The following is a 23,600-nucleotide window of genomic DNA, read 5'->3' on the forward strand; positions in this document are numbered from 1 at the left end:
ATCACATATACCGGTGGGGGGTATATCGCAAGATACCCGTATGGGGTATATTGATGGCTCACGAGGCGAGGCCGCATGCAAACTGAAACGAAACCCAAGGTTCTCAACAGGCTGAGCCGCATCGAAGGCCAGGTGCGGGGAATCGCGCGCATGGTCGAAGATGATCGGTACTGCGTTGACCTGCTGACCCAGTTGCAGGCGGTCCGGGCGGCGCTGCATCGCGTGGAGACCGAAGTGCTGAGGGACCACCTTGACCACTGCGTGATGGGCGCCATGACCGGCGACGATCCCGAGGATCGCAAGGCCAAGGCCGGCGAACTGATCGAACTGTTGGCGCGAGCCAGTCGGTAGGGCTTTGCGGAACGAATGAGGAGGTCCGGTCGCTAACGTCGGGATCTCAAGGAGCCCGTCATGAACCGCATCAGTCTCGTCATCGTCGCCTGCGCCCTGTCAGCGGCCTGTTCCCCGCAACAAGCTGAAGCGCCCCCTGCTGGCCCGCCTGAAGCTCCTGCAATGGCGGCCACGCACGGGAAGATGGGCGGCCTCGCCGCGGCCTCGCCGGGCGATTCAATCGCCACTCAGGGCTACAAATCCTCAATGAACACGATGATGGAGCAGATGCCGGCTTTCACCGGCGACGCTGACATCGACTTCATGAAGCAGATGCGGGGGCACCACGTCGCTGCCGTATCGATGGCCCGTGTCGAGCTGGCGCAAGGCAAGGACGCCCAAGCGCGAAGCCTGGCCCAAGAGGTGATCACGGCGCAGGAGCGCGAAATCACCTTGATCGACGCATGGCTGGCCCAGAAGGGCGCGTCTGCAGCCCCCGCTGGCTGACTTGGATCAGCGCGCCGCGTGCGACGACCAATGAATGTGCGAAATCCGCCATCCATCGGCCTCGCGACGAAGGACCATTGTTTCGACCGAGAGACTGTTGATCGGGCGGCCGTTAAACGAGCCTGTCGTTCGGCTCTCGGTCGCGACCCAGGCGCTGTCCGCGCTGGCTCGCGCGAGGCGGCGGGACCGGATGCTGGGCACGGCGGCCGAGAACGCCGCGTCGGCGGCCAGATGGTGTTGGGCATATTCGGCTTTCGATCGTTCAGCCCCGCCGCTCTCAAAGATCAGGACGTCGTCGGACAGCAGGGCCAGTGCAGCGTCTGCTTCTCCGTGTTCGAGCGCAGCATGAAAGGCATCGACGACCTGCGCTGCCGCAGTCGCCTCCGCCTGCACGTCATTAACCGAGGCGACGGCGGTCTGGCCCGGAGCATGAGCGAACGCCGGCCCGACTGAACAGATCGACACTGAGACGGCGAGGACGAGGAGAAGCTTGGCGTTCGACATGCTGAGGGCTCCGATGCGATGGCCGGTTCTCACACTCTGCGCTGCCATTGCCAATGCGGGCAATTGGCCGGCGTGATCAGAGGAAGCGCCCGACTTGACCTGCACGGTTTGGCGAAACCCTCGAGATCCTAATGTCAGGCCTCGCGGCGTCACGTGAAGTCCGATCCTGGCGCATTGACGACGTTGGCCGATCATCCAAATGACGGTATCGTCTCACACGACTGCCGCTCATGTCGGTATGGATTTGTCGGTATTAGGAGGGCTCTGAGCTTGGGGTTGGCTGCGCCTTGCAGTCTTGGCCGTGGCCGGCGCCTCCCGATAGACCGCGGCATCACCGGAATTTTATCTACATCAAAATCTTGTTTCTTTTCAGCAGCTTTGTTTTCGCGACGGTACCGCAGTCGGTATGTCGCGAAGGTCAGAGAAAAGGCGCTGATAAATCAGCGCCTTCTGGTCCCGTGAACAATAGAGTGGGAATGAGCGGCTTCGGGCGTCCGGGACGCTCTGGCATCGCCTGACGGGTCCCGGCGGCAGGGATGGGCCGCCGCGAGGGCCGTGGCCTATGTCACAGGTCCGGGCTGTCGCCCTGCAGGGACGCGCTCGCCCGTCCGGGATCGGCAGGCGCTGCGGTGCCGTGGAAAAACTGGGCGTCCAGCGATCGGGTCTCCGGCAGGACGTAGACCACCCCCGGCGCGTCCCTGAACATCGGCAGGACGACGGCCGAATAGAAGTCCGCGGGCACATTGATGCAGCCGTAGGAGATCCGGTTGTCCGAGGTCGCCGGACTGTCGAGCCGGGCCTGACGGCGTTCGGAGACAACAGCGGTCGCGACGGGATGCAGCGAGATCGCCGCATCGTAGTCGACCCACAGGACGGTCCTGCCGGCGAGATTTTCGCCCAGTTCCCCGGCGAAGCGGCCCGCCGGCGTGATCCGGTCCTCCGGACCGATGCTGGCCAGGGCCCGGTCACCGATCCCTGCAGGCGAGTCGTCGCCCCGGGCGAGGCCGAGCAGAACCGGGGCCGAGGCCAGCATCGCCCCCGCCGGGTCGAAGGCCGCGACCCGGGCGTCGATCTTGTCCACGATCACGAACGGCCGGCCGTGGTTGTCGCCGGTCGCCAGCACCCAGGTCCGCAACGCCTGGAGGCTCGTCGACGTCTCGGCGACGGGGGGGCGTGGGATCGCCCCCCCACCCTGGGCGGCGGCCGGTCCGCCGAACCCGAGCGCCGCCAGACTGGCCGCGCCCCCCAGGCCGAGGACCTGCACGCCGGTCGCGTGCGGCTTTCGGGCCGCTGCCCTGTTCCGGGCGGATGCGTGGGCCTGGAAGACGGCCACGATCAGTTTCGATCCTGCTTGGGCGGACGGATGGGCGCGGGCGCCATCGGCCTGGGCTGTTCCAGATAGGGCGTGGTCGTGTCGGGCGGGGTCTCCGCGGCGGGCGGCGGGATATCCCGGCCGGTCGGCGGGACGGGGGTCGCCGGGACCTCGGGCACCGGGGGTGTGGGCACCGGGACATCGACGGGCGGGAAGGGGGAGGCCGGGGGCGGGAAGTCCACGATCACCAGGTTCAGTCCCTCGCCGGGAGGCACGGGTCGGTCGTTTCCCGACACGGGCGTCGAAGACGTCGGGATCACCGGGAAGACCGGAGTCACGAACGGCGGCGTGACCACGGGCGTCACGACGACCGGCGGTGTCACGACGGGCGGGGTGACGACCGGAGGCACCACCACGGGCGGGACCACCACCGGCGGAACGACGACGGGCGGAACGACCACAGGGGGCGTGATGACCGCTGCCGGGGTGATCGTGCTGCGGGTCCGGAAGCCCGCCGAGCAGCAGGGCCCGGCCAGGGCGTACCGGGCGGCGTCGGCACCCGACAGACTGTAGCCGCTGTAGGTGATGCCGACGTCGGTGCCGGCGTCGACGCTGTCGAATGCGGCCGTGGCGCCGGGACCCGCGACCAGGCTCACGCCGGCGGGTGTCCCCGACAGGGCCGTGGTGCGGAACCCGGTCAGGGTCGTCGCCGTGGTGCCGTCTGCGACGCGCCCGCCCTCGGGAAACAGCAGCATGCGCTGGGTCAGGGTTGCCCCTTCGGTGCGGACGAAATGGATGCCGAAGTCGGTCGGCGCGGCATAGGACACCGGATTGTAGCTGATGGTCGTCGGAGCGACGGTGACGGTCGTGGGCGGGGTGAGGGCCCCGTAGATGATCGTGCCCCCGTCCACCCCGGGCCCGCTGGCGTTGTAGCCGGCGATCAGGGTCAGACCGACCGGAAGGCCGAGGCTCTGCGCGGGAATGGTGGATCCCCGCGTCAGGGTGACCGCGGCGTCGATATGGACGTCATGCCCGGCGCACAGGGCGATGTTGCCGTCCGTCGTGGTGATGGCGTGGAACACCCGGATGTCCTGGCCCGCATTCAGCAGCACGCTGCCGCGCGTGGTGACGATCGGGGCGTTGACGTTCACGTCCCGGCCGCAGCAGGCCACCAGATTGCCGTTCGTGGCCGTGATCGGCGCATTGATGTTGATGTCGCGATTGGCGTTGAGCGTCAGGGTGGTCGGCGTGCCGGACGCGGACCAGGCGATCGCGTCATTGATGTGGATGGCGCCGTTGCCGGGCAGGGCTGCGCCCGCGCCCGTCAGGGTGCTGATCGTGACGTTGGTGGTGACCAGTTGTCGCGAGAGGGTCTCGCCCGAGATGTTGCCGCCCGCCCCGACCGTGAAGTCCTGGGGGTCGATCAGCCAGGTTCCGGTGGTTCCGCCGGAGGACTGGGTGGTGATGCGGGCACCGTCGGCGATCCGGACCGTGGCGGCCGAGGTTTCGATGAAGCCGCCGTCGCCGCCGTCGGGCGCGCTGGCGTCGAGAGAGCCGCCCGCCGTCACCGTGCCGCTGCTCATGTCGCCCAGCAGGAGGATGACGCCGTCCCTATTGCCGATGGTGCGGGCCTGGATGGTGCCCGTGTTGTTCACCACCGTGTTGAGAAGGGTGCCGGCGGCCTGGGTGGTCATGATGACCGATCCGCCGTCCGCCTGCAGGAGGCCGCCGTTCCGGACCAGGGTGCCGACCGCGCCGGTGTCGACCGCGACCTTGAGCAGGCCGTCGCCGGCGAAGTCCAGGGTGATCGCCTCGCCGGCGGCCAGGGCGATGGTCCCGAGGCGGGCCTGGATCACGCCGTCGTTGGCCACCTGCCCGCCCAGCAGGGCGACGTAGCCCCCGCCGCTGGTGATCGCGCCCTCGTTGACGACCGATCCGCCCGTTCCGGAGAAGCGAAGGGTACCGGCCATCAGGTCGGCGTCGCTGAGGGCGAGGGTGGAGGCCACCAGGCCGCCGACGTTCACCTGGGCGCTGCGGCCGAACAGGATGCCGTTGGGATTGATCAGGAAGACCTGACCGTTCGACGTCAGCCCGCCCATGATCAGGGACGGATCCGCCCCCAGCACCCGGTTCAGGGCCACCGAGGTGGTGTCCGGCTGGACGAAGGCGACGTTGCTTTCGGTGCCGATCGAGAAGCTCTGCCAGTTGATCGCCACGGTCTGGCTGGACTGGTTGACCGTCATCGTGTTGCCGCTGGTGGACAGGGTCGCCGTGCCGGCAGACACCACGCCCCCGGTGGGCAGGGTCTGCGCGGTGGCGCCTGTTCCCATGGACAGGGCTGCGGCGAGCCCGAGGGCGGCCGGAGAGATCAGCCGCGTGAGAACGGTCGAGGCGGAGAGGGCGGTGCGACGTCCGGCGGGGCGACCCCATCCATGGAGGCCGGAGATCAGACTGTGCAGGCGGGTCATGGCGGAATCCTTGGGGGTGTGCGGCGCGGCGGCTCGGGCGAAATCCGCCATCAGAACAGCTGCACGATCTGGAAGGAGAAGCGGTCGCGGCGGTCGGGACCCGAGGTGACCCTCTGGTCGTTGTTCCGGCGGGCCCAGGTCGTCCTGACGATCAGGTCGGAAGGGCTTTGCCAGACCAGGCCGACGCCCGCTCCGCTGCGACGTTCATGGTTGGAGCCGGCGAACCAGGGGCTCTGGGCCACATCCACCTCGCCCCAGTCGACGAAACTGAAGACCTGCAGACGGCCGGGCAGGGCCGGGGTCCACCGGTCGAGCTCGAGCCGGGTCTCGACGGTGGCGACATAGCCCTCGTCGCCGTAGGCCTCACCTTCCGGGTAGGCCCGGACGGCATAGGCACCGCCGAGCTGCATCTTCTCGGTCGTGTCCAGATTCCCGGACGCGACCTGGCCCCGCAGCGCGCCGTAGAGCGACAGCGGCCCCACGAGGGTCTGGCTGCGGGCCAGGCTGTACTGCAGCTTCCCGAACCCGCCCTGCGACCCGGCGGTCGCGGCGTCGGCGGCCCGTTCGAGCGGCGAGCGGATGTCCAGAGACCCGGCGGTGCCGATCAGCGACCAGGACGTCGCCCCGCCGCCGCCGAAGGCGTCCAGTGCGTCACCGCGCAGTCCCAGTCCGACCGCGTCGATGGTCTTGCGTGACGATTGCGAAACCAGCCCGATGTCGTCCTTCAGCCGCTTGTGGTCGACGCTGCCGAAGACGGAGACGTTGGCCCGGCGCGAGCGCAGGATCGGATAGCTGGCGAAGACGCCGAAGATGTCGGCCGACCCGCCGGCATCCAGGGCCGTGAACTCCTCGCCGAGCGTGTAGTCGACGTGGGTATAGGCCGTTCCGATCGTCGCCTCGCCCAGCGGCCGCTGATAGCTGGCACGGCCATAACCCAGGCCCTCGCCCGACGTCAGGACCCGGAGGCTTGCCAGATCCCCGGCACCGGTGGGGTTGTTGAGGTTGAGCGAGCCGCCGAACCGGTAGCGGCCCGAATAGCGGTCGCCGACGTTGTCGGCCTCCAGACTGCCCGAGATCAACGGCGCGTTGGCGAGCTCGATGGTCAGGTCGGAGGCTCCGGGCCGGGCGGCCGGTGACAGGGTGGAGTTCGCAACGACGCCCGGGGTGTCCGACAGAAGCAGCAGCGCCCGCTCCAGCGGCCGGATGGTGACCACTTCCCCGGTTTGCAGAGCGGGCCGATCCAGAATGGCGGCGGCGACGCCGTCGTCGAGCCGGGAGCCGTTGCGGACCGCGATCGTGCCGTACCGGCCTTCGGTGACCGCGATGGTGACCAGGCCGCCGCTGATCTCCTGCGCCGGCAGATAGGCGCGGGCGAGGAAGTAGCCTTTGTCGTTGTAGAAGTCGGTGATCTCCGCCGCGCCGTTGCGGAGTTCGGCCAGGGTCAGGTCGCTGCCGGGCGAGATGCCGGTCAGGGCAGCGAGGTCCTGCTCCGCGAAGAGGGTAACACCGGTTACCCGTACGGCCGAGACATGGACCCGGGCCCCCTCGACGACCGGTTCACGGATCTGGTCAGGCGTGACCAGGTCGATACCGCTGCGAGGTTCGGGCCGGACCACCGGTGGGATCTGTTGCAGGAGGCTGCCGGCGCTCGGAACGGATTGTTGCGCGTGCGCGGAACCGGCCACCCCAAGCAGGGCAGCCGTCAAAAGGCTAAGTCTCATCACGATTGTCTCGGTCGCCGCCGCGTGAATCAGGACGCGCCGGTTCCCGAGCAGCAGGGAAGCACCGCGTGCCAGGGAAGTCTGCAGAACGGACCCGATTGGGGACACGCAAAGCCAAGGCTATGCGCGTCACCGCCAGAATCTGGCAAAGAGGCCAGTGTTCGATGAACTCAGTGACGCACACATAATGGGGTAGGGCGCAAATGGTTGCACCGTGCGCACAACGTCACAGTGTATTCTTTCACATGAGGCATTTTGGCAGTCGCTCAGGGCCTCAGGTGCTCACGTCCGACTATGGTTAATCAATTTCAGGTCTGATCGTTTGGGTTCTTATGGTTACGTGAAAGCCTGCAGTGTGCCGCGGGCGACGCCGGGGGCCTGAAGACGCGCGCCGCGTCTGACGCCTGTCTGAATCGGAAAAAGACCGCTAGAAAACCCGGGCTTTCGGACGTTTGACCCAGGGATGGAAATGATGCGGGCCTGCAGCGCGTGATGTCGCATGGACCTCTGGCCGGCCTTCGCATCGTCGAGTTCGACGCCATCGGCCCCGTGCCCCTGGCCTGCATGATTCTGGCCGACCTCGGCTGCGAGGTGATCCGCGTGGCGCGCCCGGCCGGTGCGGCCAGGGTGTGGGACGACATCGGCGGTACCGTGCTCCATCGCAACCGGACCCATGTCGAGGTCGATCTGAAGCGCGAGGAGGACCGGGCCGCCGTCCTGGATCTGATCGCCCGCGCCGACGCGGTCATGGAGGGGTTTCGGCCGGGGGTGATGGAGCGGCTGGGCCTCGGCCCCGACGTCTGTCTGGAGGCCAATCCGAAGCTGGCGTTCGTGCGGATGACGGGTTGGGGCCAGACCGGTCCGCTGGCGCCCAGGGCCGGGCATGACATCAACTACATCGCCCTGACCGGGGCGCTTCACGCGATGGGCGAGGCGGATCGGCCGCCCGTGCCACCGCTGAACTATCTGGGCGACTACGGGGGCGGGGCCATGTTCGCCGTCGTGGGCTTGTTGTCGGCGGTCATGAGCGCGCGCGCGACCGGCAGGGGGCAGACGGTCGATGTGGCCATGGTCGAGGGCACGGCCGTCCTGTCCAGCATGTTCCACGCCATGATCGCCAGCGGCCTCTGGAACGACCAGAGAGGCTCCAACCTGATCGACGGCGGCGCGCCCTTCTATCGCTGCTATGCCTGTGCCGACGGCGGCCACGTCGCGGTCGGCGCGCTGGAGCCCCAGTTCTTCGCCCTGCTGCTGGATGGTCTGGGCATCGCGCGGGACCGGTTCTCCCAGCACGACCGGAGCATCTGGCCAGAGATGCAGGCCGCCTTCGAGGCCGCCTTCGCCGGCCGGTCGCGCAACGCCTGGGCCGAGGTGTTCGAGGGCGTGGACGCCTGCGTGTCACCGGTGCTCAGCTTCGCCGAGGCGGCGGACCACCCGCACAACCGCGACCGTGGCGTGTTTCCGACCGTGAACGCGGTGCGTCAGCCCGCGCCCGCGCCGCGGTTCTCGGACGGGGAGGGGCATATCGCCGCCAAATCCGGTGCGCTCACGGTCGATGAGGCAATCGCGAGATGGGCCAGCGGACCGCCGCTGCAAGGCTGATCTGCAATCGATTGCATTTTTGGTGGGCGGGGTGCTAGCGTGTTCGCTTATTCCGGATGCGAACGACCCCTTCATGACCCAGATGGCCGAGACCCCAGCCGACCGCCCGACGCCGGAGTCGGATCGACGCTGGCAGGTTCTCCGGGCGCGATTCCGGAAGGTGTATGGCGACCATCCGGCCTGCAACGACGTCCTTTCAGGCCTGGAGGCCAGCCTGTCCCAACATCTGGCCGCGCGGCGGCCGGACCTGAAGGCGCTGGATGCCGCGGTCGAGGCTCATCCCGGAGCGCGATCCGCCTCTGGCCAGTCCATCTATACGTTCTACGTCGACCGGTTTGACGCCGACCTGTCCGGGCTGGCGGCGCGGGCGGACTATCTGAAGGCGCTGGGGGTCAAGTGGCTGCATCCGCTTCCCCTTCTGCGTCCACGGCCCGGCGACAGCGACGGCGGGTTCGCGGTCCAGGATTATCGCGAAATCGATCCGCGTCTCGGCGACATGGATCAGATGGAGGCGCTCGCGACGGAACTCCAGCGGCACGGCATCGGCGTGATCCTCGATGTCGTCTGCAATCACACCGCACGAGAACACGCCTGGGCCGTCGTGGCCCGCGCCGGATATTCTCGCTACCGCGACTACTACATCACGGTCGAAAATCCTGACGACGTCGCCCGGTGGGAAGAGGACCTGATCGACGTCTTCCCCGACACGGCCCCGGGCAGCTTTACCCCGGACGCCGAGATGGGCGGCCACGTCTGGACGACCTTCTATCCGTTTCAATGGGACCTGAACTACGCCAACCCGGCCGTCTTCGCCGAGATGCTGGAGGTGCTTCTGTACCTGGCCAGCAAGGGCGTTCAGGGCTTTCGCCTCGACAGTGCGCCCTTCCTCTGGAAACGGCCGGGCACCACCTGCCGCAATCAAGCCGAGGTCTACTGGATCGTCGAGGCCTGGCGTGCCGCTCTGTCCATCGTCGCCCCCTCCGTCGTTCTGATCGCTGAGGCCATCGAGGGTCTGGAGGATGTGCTGCCGTTCTTCGGACAGGAATCCCCCGGATGCGACCTGGCTTACAGCAACGGGGTGATGACGGCGCTCTGGGGTGCCCTGGCCGATGGCGATGCGGGGATCGCCGCGAAACTGATCGCCGCAGCCTCGGCGCGGCCGGACGGGGCCAACTGGCTGAACTATGTGCGCTGTCACGACGACCTGATCTGGAACGCCCTGGCGGACTATGCGCCACCCGAGGATCTGGCGCGGTGGTCGCGGTTCTATGGTGGGGGCGGGGCGAACAGTTTCTCGAACGGGCGCGCCTTCCAGACGGCGGAAGGGGGCGTACCGTCCACCAACGGCATGGCGGCCTCACTGGCCGGGCTGGAAGACGATCCGTCACCGACCGGCCTGCCGGCGCGCCGTCTGATCCTGCTGTATGCCACCATCTACGGCCTCGACGGCTGGCCCCTGATCTATATGGGCGACGAGATCGGCCTGACGAACGACCAGGCCTTTGCCGAAGATCCCCTGCGGGCCGTTGACGGACGCTGGCTGCACCGGCCGCTGATGGACTGGACCCGGGCAGGCCTGCGGGATCAGCCGGGCACGGTCGAACAAATGCTGTTCGACACCCTGAGCCACCTCGGTGCCACCGCCCGTCGACTGAACGATCTGGGCGTCTCCGGTCGTGCCATCCCCTGTGCGGCGGGCGATCCGGCGGTCCTGGCCTTCACGCGGGACGAAGGCACCCGGCGGTTCCTTTTGCTCGCGAACATGAGCGACCGCATCGTGTCGGTGACCGTTCCGCACGGGTATTCAGGTGCGCAGGACGTCCTGGGACTGGCGGACAATGACGATATGGCACGACTGGCCCCCTATGCCGTTCGGTGGCTGGTGACGGGATGAGCGTCTTCGCGGGGGTCGAACTGGGCGGAACGAAGGTCATGGTCGGCTTCGGCAGCGGGCCGGATGACCTGTCCGACCCCATCCGGATCCCGACCACCACGCCCGATCAGACCCTCGCCGAGGTCGAGCGACTGATCGCCGGTGTCGCGGCGCACACGACGCTTCAAGGGATCGGCGTGGCCACCTTCGGACCCGCGCGCCTGGATCGCGCCGCCCCCGACTGGGGCCGGATCCTTCCGACGCCAAAGCCGGGCTGGACCGGTGCCGTGATCGCCCCGAGGCTGGCCGAGGCCTTCGGTGTCCCGGTCGCGTTCGACACCGACGTCGCGGGTGCGGCGATGGGGGAGGGGCATTGGGGGGCGGCGCAGGGTCTGCGCGATCACGCCTACGTCACCGTGGGGACAGGCGTCGGCGTGGGCCTGATCGTCAATGGCATGCCTCTTCACTGTGCGCTTCATCCGGAGGCCGGCCACATCAAGGTCCGCCGAGATCCCGCGCGTGATCCGTTCGAGGGCGTCTGCCCCTTCCATGGCGACTGTCTGGAGGGTCTGGTCAGCGGGCCCGCGCTCGCGAAGCGGACCGGGCAACGGGGTGAAACCCTGACCGCCGACGATCCGGTGTGGGATCTGGTCGCGGACTATCTGGCCCAGGCCATGGCCACGCTGTGTTTCGTGGCAGCACCTCGGCGAATTGTCATCGGAGGGGGCGTCGGCAGTCACCCGACGGTGCTGGCGGCGACGCGGCTGCGTCTGCGCGACGAGCTCGGCGGGTATCTGCCGCATCTTGCGTCCGCCGGGGCCATCGAGACCTTTCTGGTGCCGCCGGCGCTCGGCGACCGGTCCGGCGTCCTGGGGGCCATCGCCCTCGCGCGGGCGCTCCACGACACATCCCAAACGACCAAGGCCCCGGACGGTCCGGCGAGCCAAGGCACTCTGGAGGAAGACCCCCATGACCGCCGCCAGCCCGACGGATAGACCCGGCAACATCGGGGTCATAAAGGCCCTGACCTATCTGATGTTCATGATGTTCGCGATGACGACCGACTCGGTCGGCGTGATCATTCCGCGCGTGATCGAGGAGTTCGATCTGGGCATGACGGCCGCGGGGTCGTTTCACTACGCCACCATGAGCGGTATCGCCCTTGCCGGGCTGATGCTGGGATTCCTGGCCGACAGTCTGGGACGCAAGCGGGCGATCATCCTCGGCCTCGCCCTGTTCGCCGCAACGGCCTTCCTCTTCGCCGTCGGCCAGAGCTTCGGCTTCTTCGTGATGCTGCTGTTCCTGTCGGGTGCGGCCATCGGTGTGTTCAAGACGGCCGCCCTCGCCCTGATCGGAGACATCTCGACCTCGACCCGCTCCCACACGGCCACCATGAACACCGTGGAGGGCTTCTTCGGCGTCGGCGCGATTGTCGGGCCGGCCGTCGTGGCGGCGTTGCTGGCCTCGGGCGCGTCGTGGAAATGGCTCTACGTCATCGCCGGGGTCCTGGCCGTCCTACTGATCGCCACGGCCAGCGCGGTCCGCTATCCGCGGCCGGTCCTTGGCCAGCAGAAGCCCGCGGACCTGAAGGCGACCCTGGCCATGATGAGCAATCCCTATGCCTTGGCCTTCAGCCTGGGCACGATGCTGTATGTCGGCGTCGAGACGGCCATCTATGTCTGGATGCCGACGTTGCTGGCGGACTATCGCGGGCCCGCAATCCTGATCGCGACCTATGCGCTTTCGATCTTCTTCGTGTTGCGCGCGGCCGGCCGGTTCCTGGGCGCGTGGTTGCTGGGACGGTTCGCCTGGACGACCGTACTAGTGGTGTGCAGTCTGGCGATCCTGATCTGTTTCGCCGGGGCGCTGGCTGGGGGTCGGGGCGCGGCGGTCTGGTTGCTGCCACTGTCCGGTCTGTTCATGTCGGTGATCTATCCGACCCTGAACTCCAAGGGGATCAGCTGTTTTCCCAAGGTCCAGCACGGGGCCGTGGCGGGGGTGATCCTGTTCTTCACCTGCGTCAGCGCGGTCGTGTCGCCCCTGGCCATGGGCGCGGTCAGCGACGCGTTCGGCGGGGCCCAGTACGGCTTCGTCCTCGCCACCGGCTTCGCTCTGGTGCTGTTCCTGGCGCTGCTGCTGAATCGTCTGTTCGACCCGGCAGCGGCGCGTCTCGCCGTCAACGACGACCGGGAATACGAGGTGGGCTCCGCCGGATAGCCGTCAGGCCGCCGGGGGCCGAATCGCGCACGATCAGTTCCGGCTGCAGCACGACGGAGGGGGCCGCCTCGCCGCCCAGACGCCGCATCAGGAGATCGACCATCGCCTCGGCCCCGGCGTGCAGATCCTGCCGGATCGTCGTCAGGGCCGGGGAGGCGTGGATGGCGATCTCCAGATCGTCATAGCCAACCACAGCCACATCCTCGGGCACCGAAACACCGCGCTCCGTCAGGGCGCGTATGGCGCTCATGGCGATGATGTCGGTTGCCGCCACCACGCCGTCGATGGCTGCGCCTGAGTCGAGAAACTCTCCGATCGTCTCATAGGCGGTCTGGGGCGTCAGATGGACGGGCAGGACGTGGGCGGGCGGTGATATGCCCAGCGCCCGGTGCGCCGCCAGGAACCCCTGATAGCGTTCGCCCAGCTCCGGGAAATCTGGATTGCCGAAGAAGGCCAGCCGTCGCCGGCCCGCATCGAGCAGGTGCTGCGTCGCAATCTCGCCGCCCAGACGGTTGTCGGTCCCCACAGTGCACTGGACCCGTCCGGGAAAGACCGCCCCCCACACGACCAGCGGCATATAGCGCGCGGCGATGGCATCGATGGTCTCGATCTGATCCGACTGGCCGATCACCAGCACCCCGTCGACCCGCCCGGAATCCGTCATCCGGGCCAGCCAGTCGTCGTCAGACGGGATCACCCGCGACAGCAGGAGATCATAGCCGTGGCGGGTCAGGGCGTCGGCCAGATGTCCCAGCAGGGTGATGAAGAAGGGATCCGACACCGGTTGTCCGATCTCGTGGCCCAGCGGCAGGATGACGGCGATGGCCTGGGTCTTGCCCGTTCGCAGGTTGCGTCCGATGGCGTTGGGCCGATAGCCGTGCTCCCGGGCCAGGGCGGCGACCCGCTCGCGGGTCTCCTGGCGAATCAGCGGACTGCCGGCGAGGGCGCGCGAGACTGTGGAGGTCGAGAGCCCCGCGATCCTGGCCAGATCGGCCAGACTTCCGATCTTGGCCGTCTTGTCGTTCATTGCATCGCTTTGCGTTGTCGCGCGACCGGGGTCAAATCGCGTCGGCAAAGAAAGACGCGCGATCCGGATGGGGCCGGACCGCGCGTCAGGGGTCGCCGCTGTCGCTCGCGGCGGTCAGGAGGTTCTAGAAGCGGTAGCGCAGGCTGACGCTGGCGGTCCGGCCGTTCAGCGTCCGGGCGCGCAGGATGTTCGTCGTGTTCGGCACGATCGAGCCTTCCTCGCTTTCCGTGACGGCGAACTCGTCGAACACGTTGTTGACGTTGAGGGTCAGGGCCAGATCCTCGGTCAGGTCATAGCTGGCGAACGGATTGACGATCACGTAGCCCGGCAGGACCAGCTGGTTGTCGAACTGGGCGAACGAGTCGGTCGTGCCGACGATGTTGGCCCCGACCCGGAAGGCACCCCAGGTGTAGCTGCCTGTGCCCTGGAACACCCAGTCGGCCTGGCGACGCGGTGTATTGCCGACGTTGGCGGGGTTGAGTCGATCGGCGGTGATTTCCGCCTTGGTGTAGGTCACCCCGCCGGAGAAATCGAAGCCGCCGGCGCGATAGAAGGCCTCGACCTCGATGCCCTTGGCCTCGTATTCGGCGTCGGTGAAGGTCTGGCTGGTGGCTTCGAAGTTGGTCTCCTCGGTGTTGGCGAGGAAGGCCGTGGCGAACAGCTGGATGGCCCCGTTGCGATAGCGCACGCCCGCTTCGTACTGATCGACCATGTCGACGGCCGCGTCGCTGCTGCGGATGTCGCCCGATGCCAGAATGGCCGGCCCGAACAGGAGGCGATCGGCGTTGGCCCGGCCCCCGCGGCTGGCCCGGCCGAAGACGGCGGTGTCGGCGTTCAGCTGATAGTTGGCCCCGACCGAATAGGAGAAATAGTTCCAGTCGTAGTCGACCGGCTTGGTGTTGGCGAAGTCGATCTGGGTGACCTGGGTTTCCGGCCGTTGGATGATGCCATCGCCCGAGATGTCTCGGGTGGTGACGATCCCGTCGGCGAAGCTGCCCGTCGCCTTGCCATTGTCGAAGCGGACCGAGCCATCGACGATCAGGTCGCCGCTTTCCCAGCTCAACGCCGCATAGGGGGCGTCGATCGTGTATTCGGTGTCGTAGGAACGGCGGCAGCAGTTGCCAAAGAAGGTTGCGCCGTAGCCGACCAGGCCGTTCTGGGTCTGCTTGACGCCGGCCGAGTTGAACACGTCGACCAGGGCGGCGTTGTCGCCCTTCACTTCCAGCACGAACGAGTTCCACAGCCAGTCCATGTCGATCGTCTGGCTGGAGCGGTAGTAGCCGAAGGTCGTCTTCAGGGTGCCGCCACCGGCCTGAAACTCGCGTTCCAGCTTCAGGTCATTGGCCATGTTGCCGAAATCGTTGATCTCGGTGTCGAACAGCACGATCTGCGCGAGAAGGCCGTTGCCGTTGGCGTTGGCCGGGACCAGTTGGCCGGCGTTGGCGCCATTGGCGTAGCGGGCTGTCGATCCTGCGCCGCCGATGCCGGCGGCGATCGTCGTGGGCGAGCCCGTGCCCGCGGTGAAGGGGGAGACGAAGCGGCCCGAGGCCGAGGCGATGCGGAAACGGTCGGTCAGGGTCCAGCCCGACCCGATGTCGAAGCTGGCCTCGATGCCGACCGACAGGACCTCCGGGTGCATGCCATCCTTGATGTCGGATACGCGCGGACCGTTGTCACCGTCGAGGCCGGGGCTGGTTTGGAACAGGGCCGAATGCAGCGTCTGAGACGAGGCGTCATAGCCCGAGAGCGGCCCCCAGTTCGGGTCGCTGTTGGTACCGGTGACCTGGATAGGCGACGGCAGATAGCCGATCGCCCGGTCGTTCAGATATTTGGCGCTCAGGCGCAGATAGCCGTTGGCGAACTCCCGCGTCAGCGAGGCCCGGATCTGGCCGCCGCTCTCACCGGTGTAGCCGGCGTCGCGCGCGCCTTCGCCCGAGCGATAGAAGCCGCCGACCGAGCCGTACAGGTCGTCAGTGATCTGGCCGCCGTACTGGAAGTCGCCGCGCGTCGAGTCGAAGTCGATTCCGCGCGTCAGGGACAGCGAGCCGCCTTCCTGGCTACCGGTCGCCGTGATCAGGTTGATGACGCCGCCCGGGGAGTTGGATGCGAAGGTCGAGGCCGAGCCGCCCCGGACGGCCTGGACGCGGGCGATGGTCGCGTCATAGCGGGTGAAGATGTCAGCGTTGCCGAAGGCGATGTCGCCGAACTCCAGGATCGGCAGACCGTCCTCCTGGATCTGCAGGAACTTGGCTCCGCCCGTCGAGATCGGCAGGCCGCGCACGGCGATGTTGGCATTGCCCTCGCCGCCCGATGATTCGGACCGGATGCCCGGGATGCTGCGGAAGATTTCAGCCGTCGAACGCGGGGCCAGATCCTCGACCGCCTCGGCATTCAGGGTTGTGACCGACACGCTGGAGCGCAACGTGGTGCTGGAGCCGGCGACCGCGGTAACGACGATCTCGTCGAGGTTGCTCGCTTCCTGCTCGGTCTGTTGCGGCGCGGTGCTCTGCGCAAAGGCGCTGGTGCTCAGCGCGGCCAGCAAGGCGGCGGCGCAGACGGTTCCGGTGCGTTTCATCGTATCTTCCCCATGTCCCCGAGCCTCTCATCCGGGCCCGTAGCCCGAACAGCTAAGCTATAATGCAATCGATTGCAACAATCGTTTGCATGCCCACTGCGGCTGCCTGGCTGGAGGTTGGGTCGAAACCCGCGGGCGTCCTACCTTTTTCGGACCCTGACGGATGGACAGGCCGTTCGCAACTGGACCCTGACACCGGTGTCGAGATAGGCTGAAGGTCTGCGGGACGGCATTCTGGCCAGCCCGTTCGTGGATCGCCTGCCCATGCCCCAGCCGCTGCATCTTCATCCGGATCGCCTCTTTCCGGCCGAGCCCGACACACGCTCGATCGCGCGCCGCCTGTATGCCGAGGTGGCCGGATTGCCGATCGTCAGTCCGCACGGCCACACCGACCCGGCGTGGTTCGCCACCAATGCGCCCTGGACCAATCCGGCCGAGCTTCTGATCACGCCGGATCACTACGTCTTTCGCATGCTGTTCAGTCAGGGTGTCCCGATGGAGGACCTCGGCGTGCCGCGTGCCGACGGCGGCCCGGTCGAGACCGATCCCCGCGCCATCTGGCGTCGGTTCGCCGAGCGCTACCATCTGTTCCGGGGCACGCCCTCGCGGATGTGGCATGACTGGGTCTATGCCGAGGCCTTCGGTCTGGATGTCCGCCTGTCGGCCGGGACGGCCGATCACTATTACGACGTCATCGACGCAGCCCTGAAGACGGAGGCCTTTCGGCCCCGCGCCCTGTTCGAGCGCTACAACATCGAGCTGATCGCCACGACCGAGAGCCCGCTCGATCCGCTGCATCACCACGCCGCGATCAAGGCCTCGGGCTGGAAGGGCAGGGTGGTCACCGCCTTCCGCCCCGACCCGGTGCTGGACCCGGACTTCGAGGGTTTTCACGCCAACCTCGATGAACTCGGCCGGATCACCGGCGAGGACGCCCGGACCTGGGACGGCTACCGCGCGGCGCTGCGGAACCGCCGGGCCTTCTTCGCCGCCCACGGCGCCACCTCGACCGACCACGGACACCCGACCGCCTTTACCGCCGACCTGTCCGATGCCGACATTCTCGCCCTGTTCGCGCGGGTCGCGGCCGGTCCCGTGTCTGCGGCCGAGGCCGAGCTGTTCCGCGGTCACATGCTGACCGAAATGGCGGCGATGAGCCTTGACGACGGACTGGTCATGCAGATCCACCCGGGCTCGTTCCGCAATCACAACGCGGCCGTCTTCGCCCGCTTCGGCCGAGACAAGGGAGCCGACATCCCGACGCAGACCGACTATGTCCGCGCCCTGAAGCCCCTGCTGGACCGGTTCGGGTCCGAACCCGGCCTGACGATCATCCTGTTCACCCTGGACGAGACGGCCTACAGCCGCGAGCTGGCCCCTCTGGCCGGCCACTATCCGGCGTTGAAGCTGGGTCCGCCCTGGTGGTTCCACGACAGCCCCGAGGGCATGCGCCGGTTCCGCGAACAGGCCACCGAGACGGCCGGCTTCTACAACACCGTCGGCTTCAACGACGACACGCGGGCCTTCCTCTCGATCCCGGCCCGCCACGACGTCGCCCGGCGCATGGACTGCGGACATCTGGCCCGGCTGGTGGTCGAGCACCGGCTGGAGGAGGACGAGGCGCACGATCTCGCCCGCGCCCTGACCTACGACCTGGTCAAGGCGGCCTACCGGCTGTGACGGGACGCCTTTCGAACGCGACGCTGGCTGGATTGACCGCCCAGGTCGAACGGCCGGGGTATGACCGTTCGTCCGTGCGGATTGGCGTCGTCCATCTGGGGATCGGGGCGTTTCACCGCGCCCATCAGGCCGTGGTGTTCGACGACGCCCTGCGGTCCGGGGACATGCGCTGGGGCATCCTGGGGGTGTCGCTGCGGTCTCCGGGCGTGCGCGACCAGCTGCAGCCCCAGGACGGCCTCTACAGCGTTCTGGTTCGCGACGGCGACGTCGAGCGCATCCGGATCATTGGCGCGGTCCAGGGCGTGCTGGTCGCGCCCGAGGACCCCGGTGCGGTCGTCGAGGCCATGGCCTCGCGGCAGGTCCACATCGTCACCCTGACCGTGACCGAGAAGGGCTATCGCCTCGACCCCGCGTCCGGATCGCTGATCGAGACCGACCCCGATGTCGTCGCAGACATCGCGAACCCCGTCGCGCCCCGGACGGCGCCGGGTTTCCTCGTCGCCGCCCTGGCCAGGCGCAGGCAGCGGGGACTGCCGCCCTTCACCGTGGTCTCGTGCGACAACCTTCCGCACAACGGCGCGCGGGTGCGGTCCGCCGTGCTCGGCATGGCCGGGCGAATCGATCCGGCGCTGGCCGACTGGATCGCCGAGGCGGGAGCCTTTCCGGCCACCATGGTCGACCGCATCGTGCCTGCGACCACGCCGGACGACGTCGCGTCGCTGGCGGCGCGGCTCGGGGTCGAGGATCCCGGCATGGTCAAGACCGAACCCTTCACCCAGTGGGTGATCGAGGACCGCTTCTGTGGCCCGCGCCCGGACTTCGCGGCCCTCGGGGTCCAGCTGACCGATGCCGTCGCGCCGTGGGAGGACGCCAAGCTGCGGCTGCTGAATGGCGCCCATTCCGCCATCGCCTATCTGGGCGGTCTGGCCGGCCATGCGTTCGTGCACCAGGTCGTGGCCGAACCGCCCTTCGCCGCCTTCGTCGAACGCCTGTGGGATGAGGCCGCGACGACGCTGAGCCCGCCGCCGGGCCTGGACGTCGCGGCCTACCGGCGGGACCTGATGGCCCGCTTCCGGAACCCGGCCCTGCAGCACCGCACGCGGCAGATCGCCATGGACGGCTCCCAGAAGCTGCCGCAGCGCCTGCTGGCGACCATCGCGGACCGGCTGGCCGCAGGGCAGGGGATCGAGGCCCTGGCAATGGCCGTCGCCGGCTGGATCCGGTGGCAGGACGGCGTCGCCGAGACGGGCGAGACCCATGTCGTCGACGACCCCCTGGCAGACGTCCTTGGGCAGGCCCTGGCCGGAACCGGATCCGCGGCGGACAGGGTCCGTGCGATCGCCGGCCTGTCCGCGGTCGTCCCGTCCCGCCTCGGCGGCGACGTTCGCTTCATCACCGCCGTCGGCGACGCCCTCGCCGGCCTCGAATCGCGCGGCGTCGTCGCGACCCTGGGCTGAAGACAAGAAAAAGGGCCGCGCCTCTTTCGAGACGCGGCCCTGATCCTTTGAAGGCGAGGCCGACTAGGTGATGTCTTCGTTCAGCAGGCCGACCTTGTAGAAGCCCTGGTCCTGCAGCGCGTTCATGACTTCCATGAACTGGTTGTATTTCACTTCCGGCTGGGCGCGGACGAAGACGCGCTCTTCCTTGCAGCCCGGGTTGCCGCCGCCGAGAGCCGCGCACACGTCCGGCACCAGGGTTTCGATCGTGGTCTGCTGGTCGGCGATGAAGATCGAGCCGGACTCCTGGATGGAGATATAGACCGGCTCCTTCTGGACATCATCCGGGCTCGGCGGCGTCGCCGGCGGCAGGTCGAGGCGAATCGACACCGTGGCCAGGGGCGCGGCCACCATGAAGATGATCAGCAGCACCAGCATGATGTCGACGAACGGCGTGACGTTGATGTCCGCGTTCTGCTCGATGGTCTTGCCACCCTGTCCACCGGGGCCTGAGAGCTTGGCAGCCATATGATGTCTTCTCCATGCAGGCTCCGGCCACGGGCCACGAGCAACGCTATACGGTTCGAACGGTTTCTGGCGTCTGGCGTCCGGCTTGTAAAGCGGTCTCGAGCCTGTTCCGGTTCCGACGGCGCGGTTTTCACGCGCCGCGCGAAGATCAGCCCTTGGCCAGTTTCAGGAAGCGCTCGATCAGGGCCGGATCGGTCTTGAACTGGCCCGTGAAGCGCGTCGTGATGGTCGAGACGTGGCGGTGGTGCACGCCGCGGGTCGTCATGCACTGGTGCTCGGCGTCGATCAGCACGGCGACGCCGGCGGGCGACAGGTGATCTTCCAGCGCGCCGGCGATTTCCTGCGTCAGGGTTTCCTGCGTCTGCAGACGCTTGGAGAAGATTTCGACCACGCGGGCGATCTTGGAGATGCCGACGACCTTCTCGGTCGGCAGATAGGCGACATAGGCCTTGCCGAGGAAGGGGGCCATGTGGTGCTCGCAGTGGCTCTCGACCTCGATATCGCGCAGCAGCACCATGTCGTCATAGCCCTGCACGTCCTCGAACGTGCGGCTCAGTTCCTTGGCCGGATCGGCGGTATAGCCCTCGAACCATTCCCCGTAGGCGTCGACCACCCGTTTGGGCGTGTCCAGCAGGCCCTCGCGGTCGGGATTGTCGCCCGACCAGGCGATCAGGGTCCGCACGGCCGCCAGGGCCTCCTCGCGGGTCGGACGGGTCAGATGATCGTTGCCGACGAGAGTCGGCCTGGAGGCGTTGGCGTCCATAAGATGATTTCAGCGACCAGTAGCGCCGGGACGATGGCCCCGGATTGACGCGCGTCGCTCTCCCTATTCGTAACCACGGCTGTTCGCCCGGCTGACACGGCTATATGGGAGCAAGACCCAATCCCGCAAGAATCCGAACGGCTCCGCTTCATAATGACGCTTTTCCTTCACGACACCCTGCACCGCGAGAAGAGGGCCTTCGTCCCGCGCGATCCCGAGCGGGTGACGCTCTACGTCTGCGGACCGACGGTCTACGATTTCGCCCACATCGGAAACGCCCGTCCGCCGGTCGTGTTCGACGTCCTGGTGCGGCTGCTGCGGCGCGAGTACGGGGCCGAGAGCGTCATTTACGCCCGCAACGTCACCGACGTGGACGACAAGATCAATGCGAAGGCGCACCGGGAAGGCGTGCCGATCGGAGACGTCACGGCCCGCTACGAGGCCGCCTATCTGGCCGACATGAGCGCGCTGAACGTCACGCCGCCCGACATCGCGCCTCACGTGACCGGGCACATGGACGCGATCGTGCGCCAGATCGGCGAGATCATGGACCAAGGCTGCGCCTATGCCGCCGAGGGCCATGTGCTGTTCGACGTCTCCAGCTATCCGTCCTATGGCGCGCTGTCGGGCCGGAACCTGGACGACATGATCGCCGGGGCCCGCGTCGAGGTCGCGCCCTACAAGAAAAATCCCCACGACTTCGTCCTGTGGAAGCCGTCCAAGCCCGACGAGCCGTCGTGGCCATCGCCGTGGGGCGACGGTCGGCCCGGCTGGCATATCGAATGCTCGGCCATGATCGAACAGACCCTGGGCCTGCCGATCGACATCCATGGCGGCGGCATCGATCTGGTCTTTCCGCATCATGAGAACGAGATCGCCCAGGGCGTCTGCGCCCATGGCCATGCGCACGACGCCGATTCGCACGACGCCTACAGCCGCTACTGGATGCACAACGGCTTCCTGACGGTGGACGCCGAGAAGATGTCCAAGTCGGTGGGCAACGTCCTGCTGCTGCACGATCTGGTGCAGACGATCCCGGGCGAGGTGGTGCGCTGGGCCCTGCTGAGCGCCCACTATCGCCAGCCGCTGGACTGGAACCAGAGCCTGCTGGATCAGTCGCGGAAAAACCTCGACAGGCTCTACGGGGCCCTTCGCCGCGCCGAGGCCGTCGCGCCGCTGGGCGACATGCCCTCGCCGGAATTCCTGACCGCCATTTCCGACGATCTGAACACGCCGGGAGCCATGGCCACGCTGTTCGCCCTGTCCAGCGAGATCGAGCGGGCCATGACGGCCGGTGACCACCATGCGGTGGGCATCGCCAAGGCCGAGCTGCTGGCGTCGAGTCGTATCCTGGGTGTGCTTCTGTCCACGCCGGACCAGTGGTTCGAAGGCGGGGCCGACGACGCGCTGAAGGCCGAGGTCGAGGGCCTGCTGGCGGAGCGGGTCACCGCGCGGGCGGAGAAGAACTGGGCCGAGGCGGACCGCATCCGCGACCGGCTGACGGCGCTGAACGTGGTGGTGATGGACGGCCCCACAGGGGCGACCTGGCGGCTGAAGGAGTAGTCGGCCGTCTCCTCCCTGTCGCGCAGCGATGGGGAGGTGGCTCCGCAGCGAAGCGGAGGAGACGGAGGGGGCCTTCGTGCACGCAGAACCCCTCCGTCAGCTCGCAAGGGCTCGCTGCCACCTCCCCATTCGCTGCGCGAAAGGGGAGGAGACTCGGTGCCCTACATCCCCCGCATCAGCTCGTCGGCGAGGGCGGCGGTCAGGTAGCCGTCGGGGAGGCGGCCGTTGGCGATCTGCCACTGGCGCAGCGCCCGGCGGGTGCCGGAGCCGATCACGCCGTCGATTGTGCCGGGATCGAACCCGGCGCGGGCCAGGGCGGTCTGGGCCCCGAACCGCTGCTCGCGCGAGATCGGTCCGTCGTCCGGCCAAGTGCCGACCAGTCCGGGCTTGCCCACGGCGCCGTCCGCGGTCAGGCCGATGGCCAGGGCATAGCTGACCGAGTTGTTGTAGCGCCGGATGATGTAGTGGTTGGGCAGCGCCAGGAAGGCGGCCCCGCGCGCGCCCTGCGGCAACAGGACGATACCCGGTTCGGCCGCCTCGGCCGCCGTCGGCGCACCGCCGTGGGCCAGGGTCACGCCCCGTTGCGCCCAGTAGCTCCAGGGCTGGCCCTCGGCCTCGGCCATACGATAGTCGAACCCGGCGGGCAGCACGATCTCGTAGCCCCAGGCCTGACCCCGCTTCCAGCCAGCCTGGGCCAGAAGGTTGGCGGCCGAGGCCAGCGCATCGGCGTCGGAGCCCCAGATGTCGACCCGGCCGTCGCCGTTTTGGTCGACGCCCAGCCTCAGATAGTTGTCGGGCATGAACTGGGTCTGGCCCATCGCGCCCGCCCAGCTGCCCAGCAGTCCGGACCGCTCGCGCCGGCCGTCGACGACGATGTCCAGCGCGTTCTTGAGCTGATCCTCGGCCCAGTCCCGGCGACGCCCGTCATAGGCGAGGGTGGCCAGCGAGCGGATCACGTCCTTGTTGCCCTGGACCTGGCCGAAGCTGGATTCATTGCCCCAGATCGAAACGAGGATCTCGGCCGGCACGCCGTAGCGCTGGGTCACGGCCCAAGGCACGGCATCGATCCGCCGACGCGCCTCGGCGATCCGCGCGGCCGAGGCGGCGTTGGAGATATAGGTCCCGGCCGGGCGGCTGAACTCGGGCTGGTTGCCGTCGAGCCGGACGACCTCGGGGTCGGGCGTCAGATTGGCCAGCTGCTGCTCGTACTGGGCGCGTCGGGCCCCGCCCTTGCGGTTCAGGAATCCCTGCTTCCAGCCCTCGAACCCCGGCTGATCGACGCCAGCGGTCTGGGCCGGCGCAGGCGGCGGCGTGGCCGGGCCGGATCCGCGCGGGGGCTGCGTCGCCGGGCTCGGCGCGGGGGGCGCGACGGGTGGGGCCTCCGGCAGCATCGGGGCGCAGGCGGACACACAGGCGATCAGGACGAGTCGATAGTCAAAGCGCATGGATTCGGTCTGTCTCTACGGCCGGTCTGGCCCGCCAGTCATCCATACA

General features: G+C 67.9%; 18 protein-coding genes. 9 read left to right on the forward strand and 9 right to left on the reverse strand.

Annotated elements, in window-relative coordinates; translation table 11 throughout:
- The first annotated feature begins 75 nt into the window (after positions 1-75).
- Together BRESU_RS08260 and BRESU_RS08265 are read left to right on the forward strand one after the other, a co-directional pair.
- A complete protein-coding gene (locus BRESU_RS08260; protein WP_013269084.1) occupies positions 76-351 on the forward strand; it encodes a metal-sensitive transcriptional regulator in 276 nt (91 codons plus the stop codon).
- Positions 352-411: 60 nt separating this feature from the next.
- Positions 412-837, forward strand: coding sequence for a DUF305 domain-containing protein (locus tag BRESU_RS08265; protein ID WP_013269085.1), 426 nt, complete (start codon positions 412-414; stop codon positions 835-837).
- 6 nt (positions 838-843) lie between these two features.
- On the opposite strand, the gene BRESU_RS08270 is transcribed toward BRESU_RS08265, so the two are convergent.
- The 4 genes from BRESU_RS08270 to BRESU_RS08285 form a co-directional block, all read right to left on the reverse strand.
- The gene (locus tag BRESU_RS08270) at positions 844-1,341 is read right to left on the reverse strand and encodes a YybH family protein (RefSeq protein ID WP_013269086.1); all 498 of its coding nucleotides are present in this window, start codon (positions 1,339-1,341) and stop codon (positions 844-846) included.
- 565 nt (positions 1,342-1,906) lie between these two features.
- Entirely contained in the window at positions 1,907-2,674 is a 768-nt protein-coding gene (locus BRESU_RS08275; protein ID WP_013269087.1) for a hypothetical protein, read from the reverse strand.
- Between the two features lie 2 nt (positions 2,675-2,676).
- Positions 2,677-5,121 (reverse strand): two-partner secretion domain-containing protein, encoded by a 2,445-nt coding sequence (locus BRESU_RS08280; protein WP_041762298.1) that lies wholly within the window; start codon positions 5,119-5,121, stop codon positions 2,677-2,679.
- Between the two features lie 50 nt (positions 5,122-5,171).
- Positions 5,172-6,737, reverse strand: coding sequence for a ShlB/FhaC/HecB family hemolysin secretion/activation protein (locus BRESU_RS08285; RefSeq protein ID WP_245528620.1), 1,566 nt, complete (start codon positions 6,735-6,737; stop codon positions 5,172-5,174).
- Between the two features lie 597 nt (positions 6,738-7,334).
- On the opposite strand from BRESU_RS08285, the gene BRESU_RS08290 reads away from it, so the two are divergent.
- The 4 genes from BRESU_RS08290 to BRESU_RS08305 all read left to right on the forward strand — a co-directional run bounded on the left by BRESU_RS08290 (position 7,335) and on the right by BRESU_RS08305 (position 12,534).
- Positions 7,335-8,444 carry a CaiB/BaiF CoA transferase family protein gene (locus BRESU_RS08290; RefSeq protein WP_013269090.1) on the forward strand — a complete coding sequence of 370 codons (1,110 nt, stop codon included), beginning with the start codon at positions 7,335-7,337 and terminating at the stop codon, positions 8,442-8,444.
- 73 nt (positions 8,445-8,517) lie between these two features.
- Entirely contained in the window at positions 8,518-10,338 is a 1,821-nt protein-coding gene (locus tag BRESU_RS08295) for an alpha-amylase family protein (RefSeq protein ID WP_013269091.1), read from the forward strand.
- Entirely contained in the window at positions 10,335-11,312 is a 978-nt protein-coding gene (locus BRESU_RS08300) for an ROK family protein (RefSeq protein WP_013269092.1), read from the forward strand. Before BRESU_RS08295 ends, BRESU_RS08300 begins: the two co-directional genes overlap by 4 nt.
- Entirely contained in the window at positions 11,287-12,534 is a 1,248-nt protein-coding gene (locus tag BRESU_RS08305) for an MFS transporter (RefSeq protein WP_013269093.1), read from the forward strand. The genes BRESU_RS08300 and BRESU_RS08305 overlap by 26 nt, the downstream gene beginning before the upstream one ends.
- On the opposite strand, the gene BRESU_RS08310 is transcribed toward BRESU_RS08305, so the two are convergent.
- Both BRESU_RS08310 and BRESU_RS08315 read right to left on the reverse strand, forming a co-directional pair.
- Positions 12,494-13,561, reverse strand: a complete 1,068-nt coding sequence (locus tag BRESU_RS08310) for a LacI family DNA-binding transcriptional regulator (RefSeq protein WP_013269094.1) — start codon at positions 13,559-13,561, stop codon at positions 12,494-12,496. The genes BRESU_RS08305 and BRESU_RS08310 overlap by 41 nt on opposite strands.
- A 124-nt stretch (positions 13,562-13,685) precedes the next feature.
- Positions 13,686-16,136, reverse strand: coding sequence for a TonB-dependent siderophore receptor (locus BRESU_RS08315; protein ID WP_013269095.1), 2,451 nt, complete (start codon positions 16,134-16,136; stop codon positions 13,686-13,688).
- 264 nt (positions 16,137-16,400) lie between these two features.
- Between BRESU_RS08315 and uxaC the strand changes: the two genes are divergently transcribed.
- Both uxaC and BRESU_RS08325 read left to right on the forward strand, forming a co-directional pair.
- Positions 16,401-17,816 (forward strand): glucuronate isomerase, encoded by a 1,416-nt coding sequence (uxaC, locus tag BRESU_RS08320; protein WP_013269096.1) that lies wholly within the window; start codon positions 16,401-16,403, stop codon positions 17,814-17,816.
- Positions 17,813-19,273, forward strand: a complete 1,461-nt coding sequence (locus tag BRESU_RS08325; RefSeq protein ID WP_013269097.1) for a mannitol dehydrogenase family protein — start codon at positions 17,813-17,815, stop codon at positions 19,271-19,273. The genes uxaC and BRESU_RS08325 overlap by 4 nt, the downstream gene beginning before the upstream one ends.
- A gap of 63 nt (positions 19,274-19,336) precedes the next feature.
- Here BRESU_RS08325 and BRESU_RS08330 read toward each other — a convergent pair whose 3' ends face one another.
- Together BRESU_RS08330 and folE are read right to left on the reverse strand one after the other, a co-directional pair.
- Positions 19,337-19,780, reverse strand: a complete 444-nt coding sequence (locus BRESU_RS08330; RefSeq protein WP_013269098.1) for a biopolymer transporter ExbD — start codon at positions 19,778-19,780, stop codon at positions 19,337-19,339.
- Positions 19,781-19,928: 148 nt separating this feature from the next.
- Positions 19,929-20,543, reverse strand: a complete 615-nt coding sequence (gene folE, locus BRESU_RS08335; protein ID WP_013269099.1) for a GTP cyclohydrolase I FolE — start codon at positions 20,541-20,543, stop codon at positions 19,929-19,931.
- 153 nt (positions 20,544-20,696) lie between these two features.
- On the opposite strand from folE, the gene cysS reads away from it, so the two are divergent.
- The gene (gene cysS / locus BRESU_RS08340; protein WP_013269100.1) at positions 20,697-22,106 is read left to right on the forward strand and encodes a cysteine--tRNA ligase; all 1,410 of its coding nucleotides are present in this window, start codon (positions 20,697-20,699) and stop codon (positions 22,104-22,106) included.
- Between the two features lie 161 nt (positions 22,107-22,267).
- Here the strand turns inward: cysS and BRESU_RS08345 are convergent, their stop codons facing one another.
- Positions 22,268-23,551, reverse strand: coding sequence for a lytic murein transglycosylase (locus BRESU_RS08345; protein ID WP_013269101.1), 1,284 nt, complete (start codon positions 23,549-23,551; stop codon positions 22,268-22,270).
- Positions 23,552-23,600: the final 49 nt, after the last annotated feature.

Source organism: Brevundimonas subvibrioides ATCC 15264 (genome assembly GCF_000144605.1).
GTDB classification, from domain to species: Bacteria; Pseudomonadota; Alphaproteobacteria; order Caulobacterales; family Caulobacteraceae; genus Brevundimonas; species Brevundimonas subvibrioides.

Excerpts from the sequence above, each read along its gene's own strand:
- BRESU_RS08260 (WP_013269084.1), top strand. The coding sequence starts at position 76 with ATGCAAACTGAAACGAAACCCAAGGTTCTCAACAGGCTGAGCCGCATC.
- BRESU_RS08265 (WP_013269085.1), top strand. The coding sequence starts at position 412 with ATGAACCGCATCAGTCTCGTCATCGTCGCCTGCGCCCTGTCAGCGGCC.
- BRESU_RS08270 (WP_013269086.1), bottom strand. The coding sequence starts at position 1,341 with ATGTCGAACGCCAAGCTTCTCCTCGTCCTCGCCGTCTCAGTGTCGATC.
- BRESU_RS08280 (WP_041762298.1), bottom strand. The coding sequence starts at position 5,121 with ATGACCCGCCTGCACAGTCTGATCTCCGGCCTCCATGGATGGGGTCGC.
- BRESU_RS08290 (WP_013269090.1), top strand. The coding sequence starts at position 7,335 with ATGTCGCATGGACCTCTGGCCGGCCTTCGCATCGTCGAGTTCGACGCC.
- BRESU_RS08295 (WP_013269091.1), top strand. The coding sequence starts at position 8,518 with ATGACCCAGATGGCCGAGACCCCAGCCGACCGCCCGACGCCGGAGTCG.
- BRESU_RS08300 (WP_013269092.1), top strand. The coding sequence starts at position 10,335 with ATGAGCGTCTTCGCGGGGGTCGAACTGGGCGGAACGAAGGTCATGGTC.
- BRESU_RS08305 (WP_013269093.1), top strand. The coding sequence starts at position 11,287 with ATGACCGCCGCCAGCCCGACGGATAGACCCGGCAACATCGGGGTCATA.
- BRESU_RS08310 (WP_013269094.1), bottom strand. The coding sequence starts at position 13,561 with ATGAACGACAAGACGGCCAAGATCGGAAGTCTGGCCGATCTGGCCAGG.
- BRESU_RS08315 (WP_013269095.1), bottom strand. The coding sequence starts at position 16,136 with ATGAAACGCACCGGAACCGTCTGCGCCGCCGCCTTGCTGGCCGCGCTG.
- uxaC (WP_013269096.1), top strand. The coding sequence starts at position 16,401 with ATGCCCCAGCCGCTGCATCTTCATCCGGATCGCCTCTTTCCGGCCGAG.
- BRESU_RS08330 (WP_013269098.1), bottom strand. The coding sequence starts at position 19,780 with ATGGCTGCCAAGCTCTCAGGCCCCGGTGGACAGGGTGGCAAGACCATC.
- folE (WP_013269099.1), bottom strand. The coding sequence starts at position 20,543 with ATGGACGCCAACGCCTCCAGGCCGACTCTCGTCGGCAACGATCATCTG.
- cysS (WP_013269100.1), top strand. The coding sequence starts at position 20,697 with ATGACGCTTTTCCTTCACGACACCCTGCACCGCGAGAAGAGGGCCTTC.
- BRESU_RS08345 (WP_013269101.1), bottom strand. The coding sequence starts at position 23,551 with ATGCGCTTTGACTATCGACTCGTCCTGATCGCCTGTGTGTCCGCCTGC.